This window comes from Tardiphaga sp. OK246 (assembly GCF_900188215.1).
GTDB classification, from domain to species: Bacteria; Pseudomonadota; Alphaproteobacteria; order Rhizobiales; family Xanthobacteraceae; genus Tardiphaga; species Tardiphaga robiniae.
In genome coordinates, this window is sequence record NZ_FZOX01000003.1 from 689,995 (window position 1) to 712,033 (window position 22,039).

At 63.5% G+C, this 22,039-nt stretch carries 20 protein-coding genes and 1 riboswitch; of the genes, 7 read left to right on the forward strand and 13 right to left on the reverse strand.

Features of this window, described 5'->3' with window-relative positions; genetic code table 11:
* Nucleotides 1-92: 92 nt before the first annotated feature.
* The 6 genes from CHC01_RS16230 to CHC01_RS16255 all read right to left on the reverse strand — a co-directional run bounded on the left by CHC01_RS16230 (nucleotide 93) and on the right by CHC01_RS16255 (nucleotide 4,868).
* Entirely contained in the window at nucleotides 93-866 is a 774-nt protein-coding gene (locus CHC01_RS16230) for a substrate-binding domain-containing protein (protein ID WP_089265268.1), read from the reverse strand.
* 185 nt (nucleotides 867-1,051) lie between these two features.
* Complete coding sequence (gene uraD, locus CHC01_RS16235; protein WP_089265269.1) at nucleotides 1,052-1,939, reverse strand: 2-oxo-4-hydroxy-4-carboxy-5-ureidoimidazoline decarboxylase; 888 nt, start codon at nucleotides 1,937-1,939, stop codon at nucleotides 1,052-1,054.
* A gap of 24 nt (nucleotides 1,940-1,963) precedes the next feature.
* The gene (puuE, locus tag CHC01_RS16240) at nucleotides 1,964-2,899 is read right to left on the reverse strand and encodes an allantoinase PuuE (protein ID WP_089265270.1); all 936 of its coding nucleotides are present in this window, start codon (nucleotides 2,897-2,899) and stop codon (nucleotides 1,964-1,966) included.
* The gene (locus CHC01_RS16245) at nucleotides 2,899-3,312 is read right to left on the reverse strand and encodes a DUF3830 family protein (RefSeq protein WP_068735441.1); all 414 of its coding nucleotides are present in this window, start codon (nucleotides 3,310-3,312) and stop codon (nucleotides 2,899-2,901) included. Before CHC01_RS16245 ends, puuE begins: the two co-directional genes overlap by 1 nt.
* A gap of 923 nt (nucleotides 3,313-4,235) precedes the next feature.
* Entirely contained in the window at nucleotides 4,236-4,505 is a 270-nt protein-coding gene (locus CHC01_RS16250) for a hypothetical protein (protein WP_141137111.1), read from the reverse strand.
* 120 nt (nucleotides 4,506-4,625) lie between these two features.
* On the reverse strand, nucleotides 4,626-4,868 hold the full coding sequence (locus CHC01_RS16255) for a hypothetical protein (protein WP_068734329.1): 243 nt from the start codon (nucleotides 4,866-4,868) through the stop codon (nucleotides 4,626-4,628).
* 137 nt (nucleotides 4,869-5,005) lie between these two features.
* Between CHC01_RS16255 and CHC01_RS16260 the strand changes: the two genes are divergently transcribed.
* The 5 genes from CHC01_RS16260 to CHC01_RS16280 all read left to right on the forward strand — a co-directional run bounded on the left by CHC01_RS16260 (nucleotide 5,006) and on the right by CHC01_RS16280 (nucleotide 11,129).
* Complete coding sequence (locus tag CHC01_RS16260; protein ID WP_089265272.1) at nucleotides 5,006-6,301, forward strand: O-acetylhomoserine aminocarboxypropyltransferase; 1,296 nt, start codon at nucleotides 5,006-5,008, stop codon at nucleotides 6,299-6,301.
* A 3-nt stretch (nucleotides 6,302-6,304) separates the two neighbouring features.
* Entirely contained in the window at nucleotides 6,305-7,093 is a 789-nt protein-coding gene (locus CHC01_RS16265; protein WP_089265273.1) for an alpha/beta fold hydrolase, read from the forward strand.
* A gap of 46 nt (nucleotides 7,094-7,139) precedes the next feature.
* Nucleotides 7,140-7,343: riboswitch (cobalamin riboswitch) on the forward strand.
* 32 nt (nucleotides 7,344-7,375) lie between these two features.
* Nucleotides 7,376-9,331, forward strand: coding sequence for a TonB-dependent receptor plug domain-containing protein (locus CHC01_RS16270; protein WP_089265274.1), 1,956 nt, complete (start codon nucleotides 7,376-7,378; stop codon nucleotides 9,329-9,331).
* Nucleotides 9,325-10,350, forward strand: coding sequence for a FecCD family ABC transporter permease (locus tag CHC01_RS16275; RefSeq protein WP_089265275.1), 1,026 nt, complete (start codon nucleotides 9,325-9,327; stop codon nucleotides 10,348-10,350). The genes CHC01_RS16270 and CHC01_RS16275 overlap by 7 nt, the downstream gene beginning before the upstream one ends.
* A complete protein-coding gene (locus tag CHC01_RS16280; protein ID WP_089265276.1) occupies nucleotides 10,347-11,129 on the forward strand; it encodes an ABC transporter ATP-binding protein in 783 nt (260 codons plus the stop codon). The genes CHC01_RS16275 and CHC01_RS16280 overlap by 4 nt, the downstream gene beginning before the upstream one ends.
* A 12-nt stretch (nucleotides 11,130-11,141) precedes the next feature.
* Here CHC01_RS16280 and cobD read toward each other — a convergent pair whose 3' ends face one another.
* Nucleotides 11,142-12,128 carry a threonine-phosphate decarboxylase CobD gene (cobD, locus tag CHC01_RS16285; protein ID WP_089265277.1) on the reverse strand — a complete coding sequence of 329 codons (987 nt, stop codon included), beginning with the start codon at nucleotides 12,126-12,128 and terminating at the stop codon, nucleotides 11,142-11,144.
* On the opposite strand from cobD, the gene CHC01_RS16290 reads away from it, so the two are divergent.
* Both CHC01_RS16290 and cbiB read left to right on the forward strand, forming a co-directional pair.
* Nucleotides 12,120-13,001 (forward strand): ABC transporter substrate-binding protein, encoded by an 882-nt coding sequence (locus tag CHC01_RS16290; RefSeq protein WP_244558380.1) that lies wholly within the window; start codon nucleotides 12,120-12,122, stop codon nucleotides 12,999-13,001. The genes cobD and CHC01_RS16290 overlap by 9 nt on opposite strands.
* Nucleotides 13,001-13,969: an adenosylcobinamide-phosphate synthase CbiB gene (cbiB, locus tag CHC01_RS16295; RefSeq protein WP_089265279.1), complete on the forward strand. Its 969-nt coding sequence runs from the start codon at nucleotides 13,001-13,003 to the stop codon at nucleotides 13,967-13,969. Before CHC01_RS16290 ends, cbiB begins: the two co-directional genes overlap by 1 nt.
* Here the strand turns inward: cbiB and CHC01_RS16300 are convergent.
* The 6 genes from CHC01_RS16300 to CHC01_RS16325 form a co-directional block, all read right to left on the reverse strand.
* Nucleotides 13,942-15,429, reverse strand: coding sequence for a cobyric acid synthase (locus tag CHC01_RS16300; RefSeq protein ID WP_089265280.1), 1,488 nt, complete (start codon nucleotides 15,427-15,429; stop codon nucleotides 13,942-13,944). The two genes, cbiB and CHC01_RS16300, sit on opposite strands and share 28 nt — an antisense overlap.
* A gap of 172 nt (nucleotides 15,430-15,601) precedes the next feature.
* Entirely contained in the window at nucleotides 15,602-16,228 is a 627-nt protein-coding gene (gene cobO / locus CHC01_RS16305) for a cob(I)yrinic acid a,c-diamide adenosyltransferase (protein ID WP_068734347.1), read from the reverse strand.
* Nucleotides 16,225-19,947 (reverse strand): cobaltochelatase subunit CobN, encoded by a 3,723-nt coding sequence (gene cobN / locus CHC01_RS16310; RefSeq protein ID WP_089265281.1) that lies wholly within the window; start codon nucleotides 19,945-19,947, stop codon nucleotides 16,225-16,227. The genes cobO and cobN overlap by 4 nt, the downstream gene beginning before the upstream one ends.
* Before the next feature lie 15 nt (nucleotides 19,948-19,962).
* Nucleotides 19,963-20,976, reverse strand: a complete 1,014-nt coding sequence (gene cobW, locus CHC01_RS16315; protein WP_089265282.1) for a cobalamin biosynthesis protein CobW — start codon at nucleotides 20,974-20,976, stop codon at nucleotides 19,963-19,965.
* Entirely contained in the window at nucleotides 20,977-21,507 is a 531-nt protein-coding gene (cobU, locus tag CHC01_RS16320) for a bifunctional adenosylcobinamide kinase/adenosylcobinamide-phosphate guanylyltransferase (RefSeq protein WP_089265283.1), read from the reverse strand.
* Entirely contained in the window at nucleotides 21,504-21,953 is a 450-nt protein-coding gene (locus CHC01_RS16325; RefSeq protein ID WP_089265284.1) for a DUF1636 family protein, read from the reverse strand. Before CHC01_RS16325 ends, cobU begins: the two co-directional genes overlap by 4 nt.
* Nucleotides 21,954-22,039 lie beyond the last annotated feature (86 nt).

The following is a 22,039-nucleotide window of genomic DNA, read 5'->3' on the forward strand; positions in this document are numbered from 1 at the left end:
GAACGCCACGGCTCGTGGAGAGTCCCCCTCATCCGTCGTCGCTTCGCGACGCCACCTTCTCCCCGCAAGCGGGGAGAAGGCAAACAGCCGCCTCACTTCACCTTGGGCTCGAGCCCGCTGGCCACGATCACCAGCGCGGCCTGTTTCGAGGACAGAAACGCGATCAGCGCCTTGCCGGCATCAGGCTGCGGCGCATTGCTCGCAAGCCCCGCCGAGAAAACGGTGATCTTCTGCAGCTCCGCCGGCAGCGGGCCGACAATGTCGATGCCCTTGACCGGCTTCAACTCGCTGATCTGCTGAAAGCCGATCTCGGCCTCGCCCCTCGCAACGATCTCGCCGACCGGCGTCGCCGGAATCTTGCGCGCCTTGTCCTTCATGGCGTCGGCAATGCCGAGCTTCTCGAACATCTCCTTGCTGACATACACACCGCTGGCGCTGTCTGAATAGGCCACGGTCCGCGTCTTCAGCAGCGCCGCCTTCAGCGTGTCCGCCGAGGATAGGTCCGGCTTCGGCGCGCCCTCCTTCACGGCAACGCCAATGGGCGAATCTGCGAGATCGACGCGGCTGTCGGCGACCACCTTGCCCTTGCTGACGAGATCACCCAGCGCATAGCCCACCATGATCAGCACATCGGCCGGCTCGCCGCGCGCCAGCCGCATCGGGATCGCCTGCGGCGTCTCGCCCATCGACGGCCCATAGGCCGTGACGACCGTATTGCCCGTTGCCTTCTCGAATTGCGGCACCAGTTCCTTGTAGGCTGCCGTGAAGCCGCCGGAGATCATCACATGGACTTCGGAGGCGAAGGCGCTGGGCGTCGAGGCGACGGCGCAGCCGAGCACGAGCAGCGAACGAATGATGTGGCGCATGGTGTCTCTCCCGCTTGACGTCTTTTTTTCTTATCCTCTCCCCGCTTGCGGGGAGAGGTCGACTGGAACGCGCGAAGCGCGTGGAAGTCGGGTGAGGGGGAGCCAGTGTTTTACTCGCTGGCTCCCCCTCATCCGTCGTCGCTTCGCGACGCCACCTTCTCCCCGCAAGCGGGGAGAAGGAAACCTCAGCTCCCGCGATACGTCCCATAGCTCCACGGCGTCACCAGCAGCGGCACGTGGAGATGGCCTTCGGGCTCGTAGACGGAAAAGCGCAACGGGATCTCGTCGAGGAACGGAGGATCGGACATCGGCACGCCCCGCTCCGCAAAATAGCTGCCGACCTTGAAGGTCAGTTCATAGCGTCCGATCGGCACCGGGCGGCCGCCGATCAGCGGCACATCGGTGCGGCCGTCGTGATTGGTCAGCGTGCGCGCAATCACGCGGCTGACGCCAAGCTTCGACAATTCGACAAGCTCGACCGAAATCCCGGCCGCAGGTCTGCCGCTATGGGTATCCAGCACATGAGTCGAGAGCCGGCCATGCACCTGTAGACGATCCGGCCCGTCGACCAAAAGATCGGTACGCAGCGCCGCGATCTTGCAGATTTCGGCGACCGATGCGGTGACTTCGGCGGCCGGGTCGTTCGGCAACCGCTTCTCGAAATCCGCGAGGATGGAATCCTTGGTGTGACGACGAACACAGACGATGTAAGGGAAGCCGAATTTTGCGCGATAGGCATTGTTGACGCGATCGAAGGCGGCGTATTCGGCTTCCGAGAGCCGGTCGAGCCCGACGCTGTTCTGCTCGGCATTGGATTCCGCCGTCAGGAGATCGCCGCGTTGCGTTTTATCGGCAAGGTCTGGATGCGCCTTGATCAGCGCCAGCCGCTGGCCTGCAGCTGCCTCCTCGACCACCCCACGCATCGCGGCGAACAACTGCTTCACGCCCGCGAAGGGCCGGCTGTCCGCGGCCTTCTCCGCAATCCACGGCGAATATTCGAAGATATTCGCCAGCGCTGCGACGAAATCCGCTTTGCTGCAGGCGTTGAGTTCGTCCAGCGTCTTCTCTGTCATGACAGGGCTTATCCCAATCCTGGTCTATCCGATGGCACGGGCGTCGGCGGCGAGATGTTTCAGATTGGCGTGCCAGTGCTCGGCGATATCAAGACGCGTCGGCACCCAGACGCGCTCGAAGCTACCGATGTAATCGAGAAACCGCATCAGCGACGCCGCACGACCAGGCCGCCCGACGACGCGGCAATGCAGGCCCACGGTCATCATCTTCGGCGACGTCGCGCCTTCCGCATACAGCACATCGAACGAATCCTTCAGGTAAGTGAAGAACTCGTCACCGCCACCAAAACCCTGCGGGTTGACGAAGCGCATGTCATTGGCATCGAGCGTATAGGGAATGATGAGCTGCGGTTCGCTGGGCCCCTTGATCCAGTACGGCAGATCGTCGGCATAGCTATCGCACAGATACTTGAAGCCGCCGGCTTCCATCAGCAGACGAATGGTGTTGATGGAACTGCGGCCGGTGTACCAGCCGGTCGGGCGTGCACCGGTCGCCTCGGTATGCACGCGGATCGCCTCGGCGATCTCGAAGCGCTCCTCGGGCTCCGACATATCCTTGTGCTCGATCCACTTCAGACTGTGGCTGGCGATATCCCACTTCGCCTCCTGCATCGCGGTGACGATTTCGGGATTGCGTTGCAGCGCTGTCGCGACGCCGAAAACCGTGGTCGGCATATTGCGCTCGGTGAACATCCGCCATAGCCGCCAGAAGCCGGCGCGCGAGCCATATTCGAACATGGATTCGATATTGGCATGGCGCTGACCCGGCCAGGGCTGCGCACCCAGCACGTCCGAGAGAAACGCTTCCGAGGCACGATCGCCATGCAGGATGTTGTTCTCGCCGCCCTCTTCGAAATTGACGACGAACTGCACCGCCACGCGCGCGCCACCCGGCCATTTCGGATCGGGCGGATTGCGGCCGTAGCCGCGGAGATCGCGGGGATAATCGCTCCCGGCCATCAGACCATCTCGAAACGAACGGGTTGCGCGCCCTTCCAGAGCACGGTCTTGCCCATCTCTTTCAGATTTTCGAGGTTCGAGGTCAGCGTAATGAAATGGTTGCCGGCGAGCTGCCCCATCTTGCTGGCGAAATGCACGCCGCTATAGGCCAGCAGGATCTCGGTCTCGCTGATGCCGCCCGGATACAGGATGATGTGGCCCGGCGCCGGGAACGACGTGTGGTTCTCATAGGGCACGCCGAAATCGAGATCGCCAAGCGGCATCCAGACGCCCTCGCCGCTCCAGCGCACATGGATCGCCTGGCTGACGAACGGCATCGCCTTCTTGAAGGCGGCGACGGTCTTGGGGGCGTCCTTCTCCTCGAATTTCGCGTCGAAGGTGAAGTCGCCGACATGGACTTTGAGCTGGCTCATCCGTGGAATCTCGTAATTGGAGTGACTGACAGTGATCCATCCAGATTGCAGCAGAGGGCGAAAGAAGCAAGCCGCAGTTTTTGGCGGCGTTGCCTGTAGACTGCGTTCCCTCTCCAACACTGTCCTTCTGGGGCCTCCTTGCTCGTCATTCCGGGGCGCACGAAGCGGCGCAGCCGCGTAGTGCGAACCCGGAATCTTGAGGTGTTGCTGAACATGCTGGGATTCCGGGGTCGCGTCCGGCTTACGCCGGCCACGCCCTCAGGCAAACCAATTGGTTTGCCGGGGAATGACGAGTGTGGGGCAGGAAGACGTCAAACATTTTTTCCTATCTCCCGTTGACAATATCCCGGCATGGACTATATTCCTATCCGTCCGGCCTCGATGAGAGGGGCGAGCGCGATCGTCACGTTCGCGGGGTGGGATGCGGTGGACGCCGGAGATGCGGCGTTACGCGGTTTGGGGGTGACGCCTGTCTTCGGGCAGGAGGGATCTGCGCCAGCACTGCCACTGGCAAGGAGACGGCCGGCCTTCGGATGGAAAGACGCTCTGGACAGTGTGACGGACGACCAAATCGAAACGCGTTCGGCCCAGTCGCTTGAGGCTCCCTTCCCATCGCCTTGGGACTTTAATTCGCGATCGGTGCGTTCGTCGAGGCAAAGTGCAAGCAACCGAAAAAACACCGCATGCGGAACGTCGGGCAATCGCTCGTGCTTCCGAAAGTCCTGATGCATTACCCCATGCGGAAGACCGCATTCGCATCAGGCCCAAGGGTGCATCGGGCACCCGGCGTTCCGCACGCCCTCTTTTCGAAGAGGGTCGAAGGAATGCTCATAGCTCGGACGCGCAAGCGCCGCGAGAATGCGAACGCATGTTTTCAGGACAGTGGCTGTTTGAAATTTGAATCCTGCAATGATGCGCTGCCGCTATCGTTCATCACTCAGCGGTGGCTTGAACGTCAGCGGTGATTCCATCGCACGCTGCCTCGCGCGATCGACGGCCTGTGCAAAATCCTGCGCATCGAACCATGGCTCATCGCGCATCAGCGCATCCAGATCCTCGTTCCAGATCTGCGACACCTCGATATCGAACTTCATATTGTGCTTCTGGCTGACAGCCTGAATTCCATAGCCGGTGACGGCCCATTGTTTGCCGAGCCAAAACACATCCCGATGCAGCACCACGTCTACGCCCAATCTCGTCCGGTATCGTACAGAGACGAAAAGAACCCCAACCTGATGAGGGTGAGGCTCTACTGAACCGGTCTAGTCCATCAAATTTTAGCAACATCGTCCAGCGTTGAGACCAACGCCGATCTAGATGCGACCATTCTCGTTCGGCGGCTGTGGATGCTGCGCCTTCTGCGCCCGTTCCGCATCGGCCTTGTTGGCCTCGTGGCGTCCGATCACGCACCCCGCAACGACGCCGACCTTGCCATGTCCTGCATAGTGGCCGGCGATTCCGCCAATGATCGCGCCTTTGATACAGCCTTTCGCCTCGGCCGCAACCGATGAAAACGCGAGACCGGCAACCGCAGTGCACAGCAGCAATTTCTTCATGATAACTCTCCCGCGTGATCGACCTCGTATAAGTCGCCGCTCCGCATTTCGTTCCATCAGTTGAAGTATCGCCGACTCACACTCGCATCCGATTCGTGCCATAGATGGCGCAAATTGCGTCCAGGGATGAAATCACCATGCCAGCACCCAAACCGCCTGCTTTTGAAACGCTGAGTCTGCATGCCGGCCAGCATCCGGACGCAATCACCGGCGCGCGCGCCGTGCCGATCTACCAGACCACGTCCTACGTGTTTCAGGATTCGGATCACGCTGCTGCGCTGTTCAATCTCGAACGTGCCGGCCACATCTATACGCGTATTTCAAATCCGACGACGGCGGTGCTGGAAGAGCGCCTCGCCGCACTCGAAAACGGCGTCGGCGCCGTGTGCACCGCGTCAGGCATGGCGGCACTGCATCTCGCCATAGCGACATTGCTCAATGCCGGCGATCACATCGTGGCGTCGTCCTCGCTCTATGGCGGCACCATCAACTTGCTGGCCCACACGCTGCCGCGCTTCGGCATCACCACGAGTTTCGTCAAGCCGCGCGATCTCGACGCCTTCAAGGCGGCGATCAAGCCCAACACCAGACTGGTCATCGGCGAAACCATCGGCAATCCCGGCCTCGAAGTGCTCGACATTCCCGCCGTTGCCGACATCGCCCATGCCGCAAAGATTCCGCTGCTGATCGACAATACTTTCGCGACGCCGTTCCTGTCGCGGCCAATCGAGCTCGGCGCCGACATCGTGATGAACTCCGCCACCAAATGGATCGGCGGCCACGGCATCGCCATCGGCGGCGTCATCGTCGACGGCGGCCGTTTCGACTGGCACGCCTCTGGCAAGTTCCCGCAACTGACCGAACCCTATGCCGGCTATCACGGCATCGTCTTCGACGAGCAGTTCGGCACTGCCGCCTTCATCATGCGCGCCCGCACCGAAGGCCTGCGCGATTTCGGCGCGTGTCTTTCGCCGACCAATGCATTCCAGCTGCTGCAGGGCGTCGAGACGCTGGGCATTCGCATGGAGCGCCATATGGCCAATACGCATGCGGTGCTGGCGGCGCTCACGGCCAACAAGGCGGTCGACTGGGTGCTGCATCCGTCGCTGGAGAACCATCCGGATTACGAACTCGCGAAACGCCTGCTGCCGCGCGGCGCCGGCTCCATCGTCTCCTTCGGCATCAAGGGCGGCCGCAATGCCGGTCGCAAATTCATCGAGGCACTGAAGCTGACCAGCCATCTTGCCAATGTCGGTGACGCCAAGACACTGGTCATTCATCCCGGAAGCACCACGCATCAGCAAATGGACGCCGAGCAGCTCAAGGCCGCCGGCATCGGCGAGGAGCTGATCCGGCTGTCGGTCGGCATCGAAGCCGCCGATGACATCATCGATGACCTCGCGCAGGCGCTGCGCATCTCGCAGAAGGGCTGAGCGATGCAACTCACCGTCAACGGTCACGAGACCTATATCGCGAATGGCGGCCGCACGTTCGATCCTTCCCTGCCGGTGGTCGTGATGATCCACGGCGCCGGCTTCGATCACTCGACATGGGCGCTGCATACGCGCTGGTTCGCGCATCATGGCTTCGCCGTGCTGGCGCCGGATCTGCCCGGCCATGGTCGCTCAAAGGGTGAAGCGCTCACGACCATCGCCGATCTCGCAGACTGGACAGCAGCATTGATCGAGGCTGCAGGCGCAAAGACTGCGCGACTGATCGGCCATTCCATGGGCTCGCTGATCGCGCTGGAGGCTGCAGCGCGGCATCCCGGTAAAGTCACGCGCCTCGATCTGATGGGCACGGCGGGGACGATGACCGTCGGCCCGGATCTGCTCAAGGACGCCGAAGCCAATCAGCATTCCGCCATCGACATGGTGTCGATCTGGGGGCTCGGCTTTCGCGCCGAACTCGGCGGCAGCCTCGCGCCGGGGTTGTGGATGCATAGCGGTGCGCAGCGCGTGCTCGAAGCCACAAAGCCGGGCGTGTTGTTCGCCGATCTCAACGCCTGCAATACATACCAGAATGCGCTGACTGCTGCAGGCCAGCTTGATATCCCGGTCACGCTCATCCTCGGCGAGCGGGACATGATGACTCCCGCCAAGGCCGGCAAGACCCTGGCCGCCGCATTGAAAAACGCCCGCACGGTGATTCTGCCCGGCACTGGCCACATGATGATGGTCGAGCGCCCCGACGACGTGCTCGCCGCGCTACAGCACGAGCAATAGAGTCCACAACGCGGTGATGGCTGTTGCACCGCGCGGCGCGCTGTGCTTCCTGTCTGGTGTTATCGGTGCCTCCGCGAGGAGGTGAAACGGGAATGCGGTGCGGGGAAATATCCCCTATGCCGCGGCTGCCCCCGCAACTGTAAGCGGCCATTCCGGGTCCACAAAGCCACTGAATTTGCATCGCAGATTCGGGAAGGCGGACCGGGAGACCACCGCGAGCCAGGAGACCGGCCGGTAACGAGTTTCACACTCGTTCGACGGTGGGTCGACGGAAGGGGTTAAATGACTATCCGGAATTTGGCCGCAGGCACTGCGGCCGTTGTTGTTCTGTCCTGCTCTCACAGTGCTGCCCATGCGCAGTCCAGTGCCGAGCAACTCTCCGAAATCGTGGTGACGGCGGACAGAGCACCCGAACAGCTCAATCGCACTGGCAGTTCGATCAGCGTCGTTTCGGGCGAAACCATTGCGACCAGCAATCCCGGCTCGCTGGTCGATGCGCTGCGCACCGTGCCCGGTCTCGACATCAGTGAAAACGGCGGTCCCGGCGGCACCGCGAATGTGCGCCTGCGCGGCGGCAACACCGGCCAGACGCTGGTGATGATCGACGGCATCCGCGTCAATGATCCCACGGCTGCATCAGGCGATTTCGAATTCGCCATGTTCACGCCCTCGGCCATCGAGCGCATCGAAGTCCTGAAGGGGCCGCAGAGCGCGCTTTATGGCTCCGACGCCATGAGCGGCGTGGTCAACATCATCACCAAAAAAGGCTCCGGCCCTGCGCAAGTCAATGTGCGCACCGAAGCCGGCAGCTATGGCACTGTCATGACGCAGGGATCGCTGACCGGCTCCAACGGTCCGTGGTCCTATGCCTTCACCGGCGGCGGCCAGCACAGCAACGGCTTCTCGCGTTACGGCTATCGCATCCCTGCCCTCGAAGCACGTTTTCCGAATCTCGAAAACGACAGCTTCGATCGCGTCGGCGGCTCTGCGCGCATCGGCTACGATGCCGGCGAAGGCATCCGGCTGGAGTCCGGCATCGTCCATTCGTTCACGCGCTCGGCCTATGACGCGGCAACCGGAACGCTCCCGGATACGCCATCGGCGGCGACGCGTCTGCTGCAGACCGTCTATGGCCGCGTCGGCATCGATTCCTTCGGCGGCATTTTGACCCATAATGTTACGGTATCGAATACGCATACCGAGCGCTCGTTCACCGACGTCAGCTACAAGACCAACATGCTGCCGGCGAATACGACAACAAAGATCTCGGACTATGTCGGCAACAGCCTTGGCGCCGAATATCAGGCAACCTTGAAGCTCGGCGCATTCGGCTCACTCGTCTATGGCGCCAAGACGCAGAGCGAGACCGCGCAGACCTACAGCACAAACATCTCGCCTATTGCGGGTCCTCAGACACCTTTGCTGTCAAAACAGCAGGACACCAACTCGATCTTCGCTTTGTGGTCTGTGCCGATCGGTGAACGGCTCAACGTCACGCTCGGCGGCCGGGTCGATGACGTCGTCGACGTTGCCCGTTTCGAGACATGGCGCGCTACGGCTGCCTACAACATTACAGAAACCGGCACCAAGTTCCGTGCCAGCGCAGGCACCGGCGCAAAAGCGCCGACGCTGTTTCAGCTTTACGACACGACCTACGGCAGCAGAAACCTCACGCCGGAAACCAATTTCGGCTATGACGCCGGTATCGACCAGAGCCTCTTCAACGGCCGCGTCGTGCTGTCGGTCACAGGCTTTTCCACCGATTACAGCAATCTGATCAACTTTGTCTCCGATGCGTCCCGTCCACTCGGCTATTACGTCAACGTCGCGCGCGCCGAAACCAGTGGTCTCGAAGTCGGCGGCAATGTCGATGTGATTCCGGGCTGGGTGAAATTCAACGTGGCCTACACCTACCTGCACGCGCAGGATCTCGGCACCGACACCGTGCTGGCACGTCGTCCCAAGAACTTCGCCCGCTTCGCACTCACGATCACCCCGACCGACAAGTGGATGATCGAGCCGCGTGTCACCACGGTGTCGAAGCGCTTCAGCAGTGCCAATCAGGTCGGTCAGGTGGATGCCTATACCCGCGTCGACCTCTATACCGAGTACAAGATCGATGCGAACTGGAAGATCTTCGCCCGCGGCGAGAACATCCTGAATGAGCATTATCAGGAAGTGCTGAACTTCGGCACCACGGGGCCTGCGGCTTACGCAGGCTTCAACGCCACATGGTAACCGCAGCGCCAGCAGCACAACGCCGAACGATCGCGACAATCGCGCTCGTCGGCCTTGTGACGCTGCTGGCGCTGGGCTCGCTCGGCACGGGACCTGTCAAACTCTCGCCGCTGACGGTGCTCGATGCACTGTTCGGCGGCGGCAGCGACGTGCATCAGATCATCGTGCGTGAAATCCGCCTGCCCCGCGCGATCCTTGCGCTGGCCATCGGCGCGATCCTCGGTCTGTCCGGCGCCGCGCTGCAGGGCCTGCTGCGCAATCCCCTTGCCTCGCCATCACTGTTCGGCGCACCGCAATCGGCGGCCTTCGGCGCGGTGCTGATGATTTCGCTCGGCTGGGCCGATGTGCGCTCATGGGCGCTGCCTGTTGCCGGCATCACGATGGCGTTCCTGTCGGTGTTCGTGCTGCTCGGTATCGCCGGTCGCAATGCGGGCCTGTTGCTGCTGATCCTCGCCGGGCTTGCGATCTCAAGTCTCGCAGGTGCTGCGACGGCGCTGGTGATGAACCTGTCGCCCAATCCCTTCGCCGCGCTCGAAATTGCATTCTGGCTGCTCGGTTCACTGGAAGACCGCAGCTTCCGTCACGTCACGCTGGCGCTGCCGTTCATTGTCGCCGGCGCGATCATTTTGATGAGCCAGCGCTCGGCCTTTCGTGCATTGAGCCTCGGCGAAGAAACCGCACAGAGCCTCGGTGTCCATGTGAGCCGCCTGCGCCTGCTGGTGATTCTTGGCGTCGCGCTCGGCGTTGGCGGCGCTGTTGCTGTCACCGGCACGATCGGCTTCATCGGCCTCATCGCGCCGCATCTGATGCGCCCGATCATCGGCCATGATCCCGCACGCCTGCTGATCCCGAGCGCGCTGACCGGCTCGGCGCTGTTGCTGGCCGCGGATATCGCCGTGCGCATCATCCCGTCGACCACAGACATCAAGGTCGGCGTCCTGACCTCGATCATCGGCGTGCCATTCTTCCTCTATCTCATCATGCGCGAGCGGCGCGCTCTGGGCGGAGGCGTCGCATGAGCGATCAGGCGCTGCTGACCGCGAGCAATCTGAGCGTCACGCTCTCAGCGCGCGAGGTGCTGCACGATGTCTCGCTCTCGCTGCACCGACAGCACCTCGTCGCCCTGGTTGGCCCGAACGGCGCCGGCAAGACAACGCTGCTGCGCGCATTGGCAGGCTTGCAATCGTCCACCGGCGCGATCCATGTCGCCGGCGACACACTGGCGTCCTTGTCGCTCCGCGAGCGCGCAAAGCGCTTCGGCTATCTGCCGCAAGGCCATGTCGTGCATTGGCCGCTCGATGTGAAGGACGTCGTCGCTCTCGGCCGCTACCCGCACGGCGCGACCGATCCGGCGCGGCTGACATCATCGGACAGGGCTGCGGTCGAGCGCGCAATGCAGGCCACCGACATCGTCGCCTTTGCCGATCGGCGTGTGACCGAACTCTCCGGCGGCGAGCGCAGCCGCGTCGCACTCGCCCGCGTCCTCGCTGTCGAGGCCCCGATCGTGCTGGCGGATGAGCCGACGGCATCGCTCGATCCGCGTTACCAGATCGACGTCATGAAGAACCTCCGCGATGTCGCCGACAGCGGCGTGCTGGTGATCGTGGTGACCCACGATCTCGGCCTCGCAGCACGCTTTGCCGATACGGTGCTGGTGATGTCCGACGGGCGCCTCGCGGCCCAAGGCGCGCCGCAACAGGCGCTGTCCGATGACATCGTCGCCAATGTGTTCCGCATCAGCACCTATCGCGCCGAACACCGAAACGAAACGATTATCCTGCCTTGGGCGGGAGTCTGAGGGATGTGGCGGCTATTTCGCCAGCGCAGCAGCAAGCCGGCTCAGAGCAGCCGTATCGGGCGGCAAGCCGAACCGCAGCAGCTCAGGGCTCCAGTCGAAGTGGCGGCACCAGATCTGCTGCCGGGCCAATGCGGCATGCCATTTCAGGGCGTCTGCATGTCGCGCCAGCCTGTACAGCGGCGTGCCGCCGACAATCTCGAAACCGGCATCGGTCAACACGTTGTCCAACTTGATGCCCTGCGCGACCAGCGCGACACGGGTTTGCGTGGCCCAGCGCTCGTCGCGCAAAGCGGCCGCGCCGATGACCTGCGCCGGTCCGGAACAGGCCCATGGGCCGATGGCGGTCGCGATACGCTGCGCGATCAGTGGCGCCGCGAGCGCAAAGCCGAGACGCAGGCCCGCGAGACCGTAGAATTTTCCGAAGGAGCGCAGAATAACAATCGGCAGTGTCGCGCACAGGCCGACAGCACTGATCGCAGGATCGACATCGGCGAAGGCCTCATCGATCACCAGCCAGCCGCCGCGCCGTTGCAGGATTGCCGCAACATCGGCGAGCTCGTCGCGCACGGCGACACGCCCGTCGGGATTGTTGGGATTGACGATCACCACATGCTTGGCATGATCCGGCAGCGCGCCGAGGCTGCCGATCACACCAACCTCGTGTCCGCCCGCGCGCCAAGCCGCGACATGCTCGTTATAGGTCGGCCCGACGATGGCAACGGCTCCGGGCACGGCGAGATGCGGCAGCCACTGGATCAGAGCCTGCGTACCGGCAGCGGCAACGACATCGACGCTATCAGGCACATGATAAGCGCTGCGCGCGGCGGACAGCAGCGACTGTTCGTCGGCGCGCGTCGGCAGGCGTTCCCAAAGATGGCTCGGCAGGTTGGCAGGAATGGGCCACGGCCATGGATTGATCCCGGTCGAGAGATCGAGCCATTGGTCCGGCGCGCCGCCGAATTCAGCCATCGCCTGCGTGAGATCGCCACCATGTTTCATGCCTGTGTCATGCCATCATATCGGGCGAAGCGCGAGAGGCTTTGGCCGCTCGCGACTGCGACACTCGCACTGCTCGCATGCGTGCCGCTGCAGGCCAGTGCGGCCGATCTGCCGCGCATCGCCTCGATCAATCTCTGCACCGATCAACTGCTGGTCACCCTCGCCGATCCCGAGCAGGTCCTGGGCCTCAGCCCCTATGCGCGCGATCCGTTCCGCTCATGGGATAAGGACAAGGCTAAGGCGTTCCGCCTGCTGTCCGGCGAGGCCGAGGACGTGCTAGCGCTGAAGCCGGACGTCGTCGTCGCCGGTCGCTTCACCAAGCGCGCGACCCGCGAACTCCTGAAGGACAAGGGACTGAAGGTCACCGAATTCGATCCCGCCCGCTCGCTCGACGACGTCAAGAAACAGCTCCGCCAGATGGGCGCGCTGGTCAGGCATCCGGAGCGTGCTGAAGCCGAAATCGCGAAACTGGATACTGCAATCGCGCAGGCCCATGCCGCCGTACAGCGCAAGCCGTTGCGCGTGCTGGCGGTGTCGCGGCGCGGCTGGGTGTCCGGCGGCGAAAATCTGACCACATCGTTGCTATCAGCGGTCGGGCTGCGCAATGCCGGCGGCGAGCTCGGCCTCAAGGCTGGCGGCTTCGCCTCCTTGGAGGCCATCGTCACGCTGCGGCCCGATCTGCTGCTGGTCACCGACAATACTGATTTCGCCGAAGACGAAGGCCGCGCCTTCCTGCTGCATCCCGCACTGGAGACATTCTATCCGGCGTCGAAGCGACTGGTGCTGCCCGAGCGCCTCACCGCCTGCGGCGGTCCGACCATGGTGGAAGCACTCGACCGATTGACCGCCGAAATCAGCCGCGTGGCGCCCTGATGCTGGTGCATGGCGACGCGCTCCTGCTGGTGGTCGCCGCGCTGCTGCTCGATGCCGTGATCGGCGATCCCGACTGGCTGTGGCGACGCGCGCCGCATCCGGTCGTCTGGATCGGCAACGGCATCGGCTGGCTGGAACGCTGGCTCAATCGTGAAGACTGGTCGCGTCAGCGGCGCAAGCTGGCAGGCGTCGTCACCATCATCGCGCTGGTCAGTGTCGCAATACTTGTCGGCGGACTGCTCACCGATCTCCTCAACGACAACTGGATCGGCTTTGCAATCGAGACCCTGATTGCCTCGACACTGATTGCGCAACGCAGCCTGTATCAGCATGTGGCCCGCGTGCACCGCGCCTTCGCCGAGGCCGGATTGCCGGCGGCGCGACAGGCCGTTGCGATGATCGTCGGGCGCGATCCTGAACAACTCGACGAAGCCGGCGTATCGCGCGCGGCGATAGAATCCACCGCCGAAAATTTCTCCGACGGCATTGTCGCGCCGGTGTTCTGGCTGGCATTGCTCGGATTGCCCGGCCTGATCGCCTACAAGGCAATCAACACGGCGGACTCCATGATCGGTCATCGCAGCACGCGCTATCAGGATTTCGGTTGGGCCGCCGCACGGCTCGACGATCTCGTCAATCTGATCCCGGCACGACTGTCGGGAATATTGGTCGCGCTCGCTGCGCCGGTCGCATGCGGATCGATCATCTCATCATTGAAGATCATGTTGCGCGACGCGGGAAAGCACCGCTCGCCCAATGCCGGCTGGCCGGAAAGTGCCATGGCTGGCGCGCTCGGGATCGCAATAGCTGGACCCCGCGTCTATGCCGAGGGCGCTGTCAACGATCCCTATCTCAATGCCGAAGGCCGAACCGCAGCGCCTGACGACATCGGCCGGGCACTTCGCGTGTTCGTCGCAGCCTGCGTCTTGCAGGCGGCGATCTATGCTGCGCTCGCGCTGCTGCTGTGACGGCTGCGGGCAATCTCGATTAGTCGATCAATATCCAGATGCTTTTCGCAATGGTCAGCGAGCGCATCGAGCGCAACTTCGATCTGCGCGTCATAGGCGAGCGACGACGCGATGCCGAGATTGGCCAGCCACGCCTTGCGGAAGGTATCGCCGGTGAACAACCCGTGGACATAGGTGCCCTGCACGCGTCCATCGACTGACCCAGCACCATCAGGTCGTCCATCGATCATCACGAGCGGCCGCGCGCAGTCGCCACCTTCGCTGCGACCGAGATGAATCTCATAGCCTTCGATGGCGGCGCCAGTCGCACAATGCGTACCGGTGACCAGCGTCGTGGATTTATCCGCGCTCATCAGCGTCACGATATCGAGCAGGCCGAGCCCATCGACCGTGCCCGGCGAACCATCGACACCATCGGGATCGGCGATCGTCTTACCCAGCATCTGGTAGCCTCCGCACAGGCCGAGCACATGACCGCCGCGGCGCACATGCGCCTTGATGTCGATGTCCCAGCCCTGCTCACGTAGGAAGGCGAGATCACCGATGGTCGATTTGCTGCCCGGCAGGATGACGACGTCGGCATTACCGGGAATGGCCTCGCCCGGCCGCACGAAGACCAACTTCACGCCGGGTTCCATGCCCAGCGGATCGAGGTCGTCGAAATTAGCGATCCGCGCCAGCACCGGCACGGCGATGATGCGGGTCGATGACGAGGCATGGGTGCGATCGAGATCGACAGCATCCTCGGCGGGCAGGAACGCCGCCTGCGGCAGCCAGGGCAACACACCGATGGATGGCCACCCCGTCAGCCGCGTGATCGCGGTGAGGCCGTTGTCGAACAGGCTGGGATCGCCGCGAAACTTGTTGACGATGAAGCCGTGGATGCGCGCACGTTCTTCCGGCTCCAGCACCAGATGCGTGCCGGCGAGACTCGCAATGACGCCGCCGCGATCGATATCGCCAGCGAGCACCACCGGAATGTTGGCCGCGGCAGCAAAGCCCATATTGGCGATGTCGCCGGCGCGCAGATTGATCTCGGCCGGGCTGCCGGCGCCCTCGATGAGAACGATGTCCGCCTGATCGGCGAGCAGCGAAAAACTTTCGAGCACGGCGGGCAGCAATGCGGCCTTCTTCTCCAAATAGTTCTTCGCCCGCAGCGTGCCCCAGCGCTTGCCTTGCACGATCACCTGCGCGCCGGTATCCGTCTCAGGCTTCAGCAGTACCGGATTCATATGTACGGACGGAGAAAGTTTCGCAGCCCGCGCCTGCACCGCCTGCGCACGACCGATCTCGCCGCCCTCGACCGCGACAGCGGCATTGTTCGACATGTTCTGCGGCTTGAACGGTGCCACCTTCAAGCCACGCCGCACCAGCGCCCGCGCAAGGCCAGCGACGATCGTCGACTTGCCGGCATTGGAGCCGGTCGCCTGGATCATCAACGCGGGCGTGGTGAGGTTCATGCTGCGCTCCAGCCTCTCAGCATGTCATCCCCGCGAAGGCGGGGATCCATAAACACATCAGAGATAAGTGATCGCCGCAGCAACTGCTCTGCCGTTTCCATTGCTCCGACAGGGGCTATGGATCCCCGCCTTCGCGGGGATGACAGATGGAGAGGTCCTGCGTGCTCAAGGTTCAAAACTCGATGCCCTTCTGACCTTTGATGCCGGCGCGGAACGGATGCTTGATCAGCGTCATCTCGGTGACCAGATCGGCCATCTCGATCAGCTCGGGCTTGGCGTTCCGGCCGGTGATGACCACGTGCTTGTCGGCCGGCTTCTCGTCGCGCAGGAAGGTCAGCACCTCATTGAGGTCGAGATAGTCGTAACGCAGCACGATGTTGAGTTCATCGAGCAGCACCAGACGATGGCGGTCATCGCGGATCATCTCCTTGGCGCGCTCCCAGCCCGCGGTCGCGGCAGCAATGTCGCGTTCGCGGTCCTGCGTGATCCAGGTGAAGCCCTCGCCCATGATGTGCAGCGTGACGAGATCCGGGAAAGTCTTCAGCAGCCGCGCTTCGCCGGTGTCCCATTCCGGTGACTTGGTGAACTGCACGATGCCGACGGGATAGCCGTGACCGATATGGCGGAACACCATGCCCAGCGCTGCCGAGGTCTTGCCCTTGCCGGTGCCGGTATGGACGATCAACAGGCCTTTCTCGCCGACCTTGGTCGCCATGATTTTGTCCTTGGCGGCCTTGTGCTTGGCCGCCTTGATCTTGTGGCGGGCATTTTCTTCATCGTCGTGGGCGAGTTCGGTCATGCGATTTCCTTTGCGATCTCTTTGTGTACCTGCGGCAGAAGTTCGGCGATCAGATCGGCAGCGCGATTGGAACGTGGCGTCCACAGGCCCCTGCGCATCGCTTCCGCAAAGCGCGCAGCCGTCTCGCGCAGCGCCGCGGGATTGGCGGATGCCATGAAGCCTCGAACTTCGTCATTTTCCAAATAGGAGGCGAACAGCTGATCGAAATGGTGATTGGCGACCGCATTGGTGGAGGCCGCGAAACCGAACAGATAATCAACCGTCGCCGCGATCTCGAAGGCGCCTTTGTAGCCGTGACGCATGACGCCAGCGATCCATTTAGGATTGGCGCCGCGGCCGCGCACCACCCGCGAGATCTCATGCGCCAGCGGCCGGGCAACCGGCGCTTCGGGGCGCGACGTATCGATATGGGCGATGCGCGGCGCCGAGCCACGCAGCGTCTGCACCGTCGCCGCGAGGCCGCCGATGAACTGGTAATAGTCGTCGGAATCCAGAATGTCGTGCTCGCGATTGTCCTGCGCCTGCGCTACGAGATCGACGCCCCTCAGCCGTTCGGCGAATTCGCCTCGCGCGTCCTCCCCATCGGTTCCACCGCCATAGGCATAGCCGCCCCAATCGAGATAGACGTCGGAGATATCAGCGCGATTACTCCAGCCACCCTCATCCATCAGCGCCTGCAGGCCCGCACCATAAGCGCCAGGCTTGGAGCCGAACACACGGCGCGTCGCCTGCCGCCGCGCAATCTCGCAGGTCATGCCGCCGGCTTCGAGCGTGCGGGCGCGCGCGCGGACATTGGCCGCGATGGGATTGGCCTCATCGGGCTCATCGAGCTCGGCCACCGCGCTCACAGCAGAGCCGATGATGTCCATCTGGGTCGGGAACGCATCGCGGAACAGGCCGGAGACACGGAAGGTCACATCCACACGCGGGCGTTTCAGTTCCGACAGCGGGGTGATCGCAAAGCCCGTGACGCGGCCCGAGGTTTCCTCCCACAACGGCCGTGCGCCGATCAGCGCGAGCGCCTGCGCGACATCGTCACCGCCGGTGCGCATATTGGCGGTGCCCCAGGCCGACAGCGCAATCGCGCGCGGCCATTCGCCGGCCTCCTGCCAATAGCTCTCGACCAGCCGTTCGGCCGCCAGTTGCCCGATGCGCCAGGCGGATGGCGTTGGCACGGCGCGAACGTCGACGGCGAAAAAATTGCGCCCGGTCGGCAGCACATCGGGGCGTCCACGCGTCGGCGCGCCAGATGGACCGGGCCGCACGAACTGACCGTCGAGGCCTTTGAGGAATGCGGCCGTCTCCGCGCCACCGCAAGCATCGATGGCAGGTCGCAGTTTCGTAGTGATCCAGTGAAGTACATCGGTGGCGCGCATCCAGGTGGGATCGCAAGGCAGCTCGCCGGAGACAAGTTGCAGCGCCAGCCCTTCGATCCGTTCGACGGTGTCACCTGTGGTGCGCCAGACTGCATCGCTGACATCGGCAAGAACGCCGGGGCGCGGGCCGAGATAGTCATCGGCCATATCACGGGTGAGCGGGTCGAACGTGCCAAGACCGAGATCGGCAGCCAAAGCGCGATGCAGTGACGCATCCTGCGGCTTGATCTCCGAGCGCGGCAGGCGCGCGATGGACACCAGGAGACCATTGCGCTGCGCGTCCTCGGGCGCGCGGCCAAATATGTGCAATCCGTCGCGGATCTGCATTTCCTTGAGATCGCATAGATGGGCGTCGAGCGCGCGCAGCGCCTCGCCCGTCGGCGTGTCGCGGGTGACATTGACGTCGGCATCGATCTGCTGCGCGCGGGCGAGCGACAGGATGTCTTCGGCGATCACGGCAGCGCGCTTGGGATCGAGATCGGTCGCCATGGCATATTCGTCGACCAGATTCTCCAGCCGCGCCAGATCGTCATGCAGCTCAGCCCGCGTCATCGGCGGTGTCAGGTGATCGATGATCACGGCGGAGGTGCGGCGCTTGGCCTGAATGCCCTCGCCGGGATCGTTGACGATGAACGGATAGAGATGCGGCAGCGGACCGAGCACGGCATCGGGCAGACAATCGGCCGACAGGCCTGCGCTTTTCCCCGGCAGCCATTCGAGATTGCCGTGCTTGCCGAGATGCACCACCGCATGCGCATCAAAGTTGCGGCGCAGCCAGAGATAAAATGCAAGATAGTGATGCGGCGGCACCAGATCGGGATCGTGATAGGTGCTCTTGGGATCGATATTGTAACCGCGTGCCGGCTGCACGCCGACAGTGATGTTGCCGAAACGATGCAGGCCAAGGCGGAAGGCGCCATCGACGACATGCGGATCGCTCTCAGCCTTGCCCCACCGTGACTCAATAGCAAGCCGCACATTGGTCGGCAGCGTCGCAAAGGCCGCGTGATACTCAGCCAGCGGCCACGTCACGCCACCGCTTCGCTCGGCGCGACCGGCAAGCGCATTCGTTGGACCCTGTTGCAACAGCTGCATCATGGCGGTCGTCGTGTCAGGCGCGTCACCAGTGCCGTAGCCGGCTTCGCGCATCGCGGCGATCACATCGATCAGGCTCTGCGGCGTATCGAGGCCGACGCCATTGGCAAGGCGTCCATCGCGATTGGGATAATTGGCCAGAATCAGCGCGACGCGTCGTTCGCACGCCGCAGCGCGGCGCAAGCGCACCCAGGCGCGCGCCAGATCAGCGGTCGCATCAATCCGATCCTGCACCGGCTGCAATGTTGCCGGCGCAAAGCCGCCGTCGCTGGCGCCACGTTCCTTGAAGGCGATGGCATTGGCGAAGATGCGGCCATCGACTTCCGGCAACACCACATGCATCGCCAGATCGCGCGGCGTCAGGCCGCGAGTAGAGGCTTCCCAGCTGGCGCGCGAGATGCCGGCCTGCGCGACCTGCAGAATCGGACAGCCTGACGCCGACAACACGCCGGCATCGTCATGCGCGGTCGCAGTGGCGAAGGCCGTGGCGTTGATGATGATATCGGGCGGATAGGCCGCAAGCGCGGCGCGCAGGAAAGCCGCGGAGCGCTCATCCTTCAGGCTCGTGACGTAGAGACAGGCCGCGTTGAGGCCGCGCGCGTCGAGCGAACGACGCAATGCATCGATTGCCGCCGTATCGCCGCCGGCCACCAGCGCGCGGTAGAAGATCACGATCGCATTCGGCCGGTTATCCCCCGCCGGTTCACCCGGCCAGAAGCCGGCCGAAGGCATCGGCCGCGCAACAGGCGGCTCCTCACCATGGCCGATCAGATGTGCGGCATAGCGCAGTGCCAGCTGCGCGTTGTCGACACCGCCCTCGCTGCAATAGCGCCACAGCGCGTGCGTTTCATCGCTGCTGACAGTGCCGCGCGCGGCCAGCTCGGCATTCCAGTCCATCTCGCCGGGCAGGCAGGCGAATTTGGCACCGCGGCTCAGCGCATCGCTGCGCAGGCTTTCGACGCCATGGGGCCAATAGCTGATACCCCCGAGCATGCGCAGCACGACGATCTTCGCCTTGGCCAGCGTCCGTTCGACATAGAGATCGACCGACGCGGGATGGCCGAGCGCCAGCATATTCGTGAGCCGTACGCTCGGGAAATCGTCCGATAGCGTCGCATGCGCCGCATTGAACGCCGCCAGATCGCTGTCTGCCGCAGACAGCACGACGATATCAGCGGTGTCCTGCCCGAGATCGCGGGCGACGTCGCCGTCGTCAATGCTGCCGGAGGTATCGAGCTTCAGATGCATGCGGGTGAACCTGCGTTACCCGGCGAGTGCCTTTCGCACGGCGTCGCCGTCGAATCCCTTGAGGCCGATGACCACCAGATGCTCGGCCTGCATCACGTCCGGCCGGGCGAAGGCGAGTTCAACGCGAGCGCCAACGGCCTGCACGACGATCGGCGCAGATTTATCGGCGATGCGGGCATGGCCCTTCACACGGAGGACACCGTCGAGGCCGAGCGCGTCGCTGATGCGTGCGCGCATCGCATCGATGCTCGCAGCAGCGGTGGGTTTGACGACGATGCTGTCGAAGTCGTCATGGTCGTGTTCTTCCTCCTCGCCGTGATGACCGACGCGGGCAGCCATGTCGTCCTCGGCGGCGGCATTGAGGCCGATCAGCACCGATGGCGCGAGATCGCCCTTGGAGCGCACGATGCTGACACCGGGGCGCAACACGGCTTTCAGCTTGGCTTCGATCTCGGCGAGCTTTTCTGGAGCGACGAGATCGCTTTTCGACAAAACCACCAGATCAGCGCAAGCGAGCTGGTCCTCGAACACTTCCTCGATGGGGTCGTCGTGTTCGATGCCTTCGTCCTTGGCGCGCTGTTCGGCAACAGCGTCTTCGTCCAGCGTGACACGGCCTTCAGAGAGCGCCAGCGCGTCGACGACAGTGACGACGCCATCGACAGTGGCGCGAGTCTTCACTGCCGGCCAGGCAAAGGCCTTCAACAGCGGCTGCGGCAGCGCGAGGCCGGAGGTCTCGATGACGATGGCATCGAGTGGACGCTCGCGCGACAGCAGCTTATCCATGGTCGGCACGAAGTCGTCGGCGACGGTGCAGCAGATGCAGCCATTGGTAAGCTCGACGATATCGCCGGGCGCACAGGCCTTTGCCGCGCATTCCTCGACCAGACCGCCATCGAAACCGGCATCGCCGAACTCATTGACGATCACGGCGATGCGGCGGCCATCGGCCTGGGTCAGCAGCGAGCGCAGCAGCGTGGTCTTGCCGGCGCCGAGAAATCCGGTGAGGACGGTGACGGGAACGCGGGACATTCAATTCTCCTGGGAACGCTTGAGCCAGAGCGGAAGCCCGGCGGCAATGAAAGCAACATTCGGCACGGCGGCCGCGATGATCTGGTTGAGGCGGCCCTGCGCATCGCGAAACGCGCGGCCGAGCGGTGTCTCCGGCACGAGGCCGAGGCCAACTTCGTTGGACACGAAAACGATCGGATAGCGCGAGACATCGAGGAAGCGCACCAGACGCTTTGCCTCGATCTCCGGATCGCGCTCGGCAAACATCAGATTCGACAGCCATAGCGTCAGGCAATCCACCAGCACGACGCGGCCGACCGTCGCCTCGCGCGTCAGCGCATCGACCAGCGCCAGCGGCTCTTCCACGGTGATCCAGCCTTCGCCGCGCTGCTTGCGATGCTGCGCGATGCGGGCATGCATCTCGTCGTCACCGGCCGTTGCAGTCGCAAGATAGACTTTGGTCAGGCCGATGCCATCGACCAGCCTCTCGGCGAAAGTTGACTTGCCGGACCGCGCACCGCCCAGCACCAACGTGGTGGAGACCGCGGTCATTTCGGCGCACGCCCATCTTCAGGCGACCAACGCATCGGCGGCACGCGCGCGACCATGCCCTTGCGCAGCACCTCGGCGCGCTCGCGCCATGGCACCAGGCCGTAGTCGGCCTTCTGATAGGACTCCACGAAAGACACCAGCGCCGCGCTGCCGCTATCGGTCTGCAGATCGCCGAACAGGAACGTGTAGCCATCAGGGCTCGTCACCGCAACGGTTGCTGGCCGCTTGCAGACGCTGAGACACTGCACCGGACGCACCATCACGGCGGCATCGCCATCGCCGAGCGCGGCCTTCACCGCATCGAACATGTCCGGCCCGACGATCGTGCCGGTTTCGGCGGCCTTGCAGCTGATGCACACGCTCACGACAACGGGACCCGCCGGCACGGGGCGCGGCGGTTCGACCGAAATTTGTTCGCCAGAGATATCGGCGCTGTCGTGATCCATTACATGCTCAGTTCATGCCCTCGCGGGCCTACGAGCTTTGTTGGATCGCGCCGACAGCATGGCCGTCAGTTCGCTCCCGTCCGGTG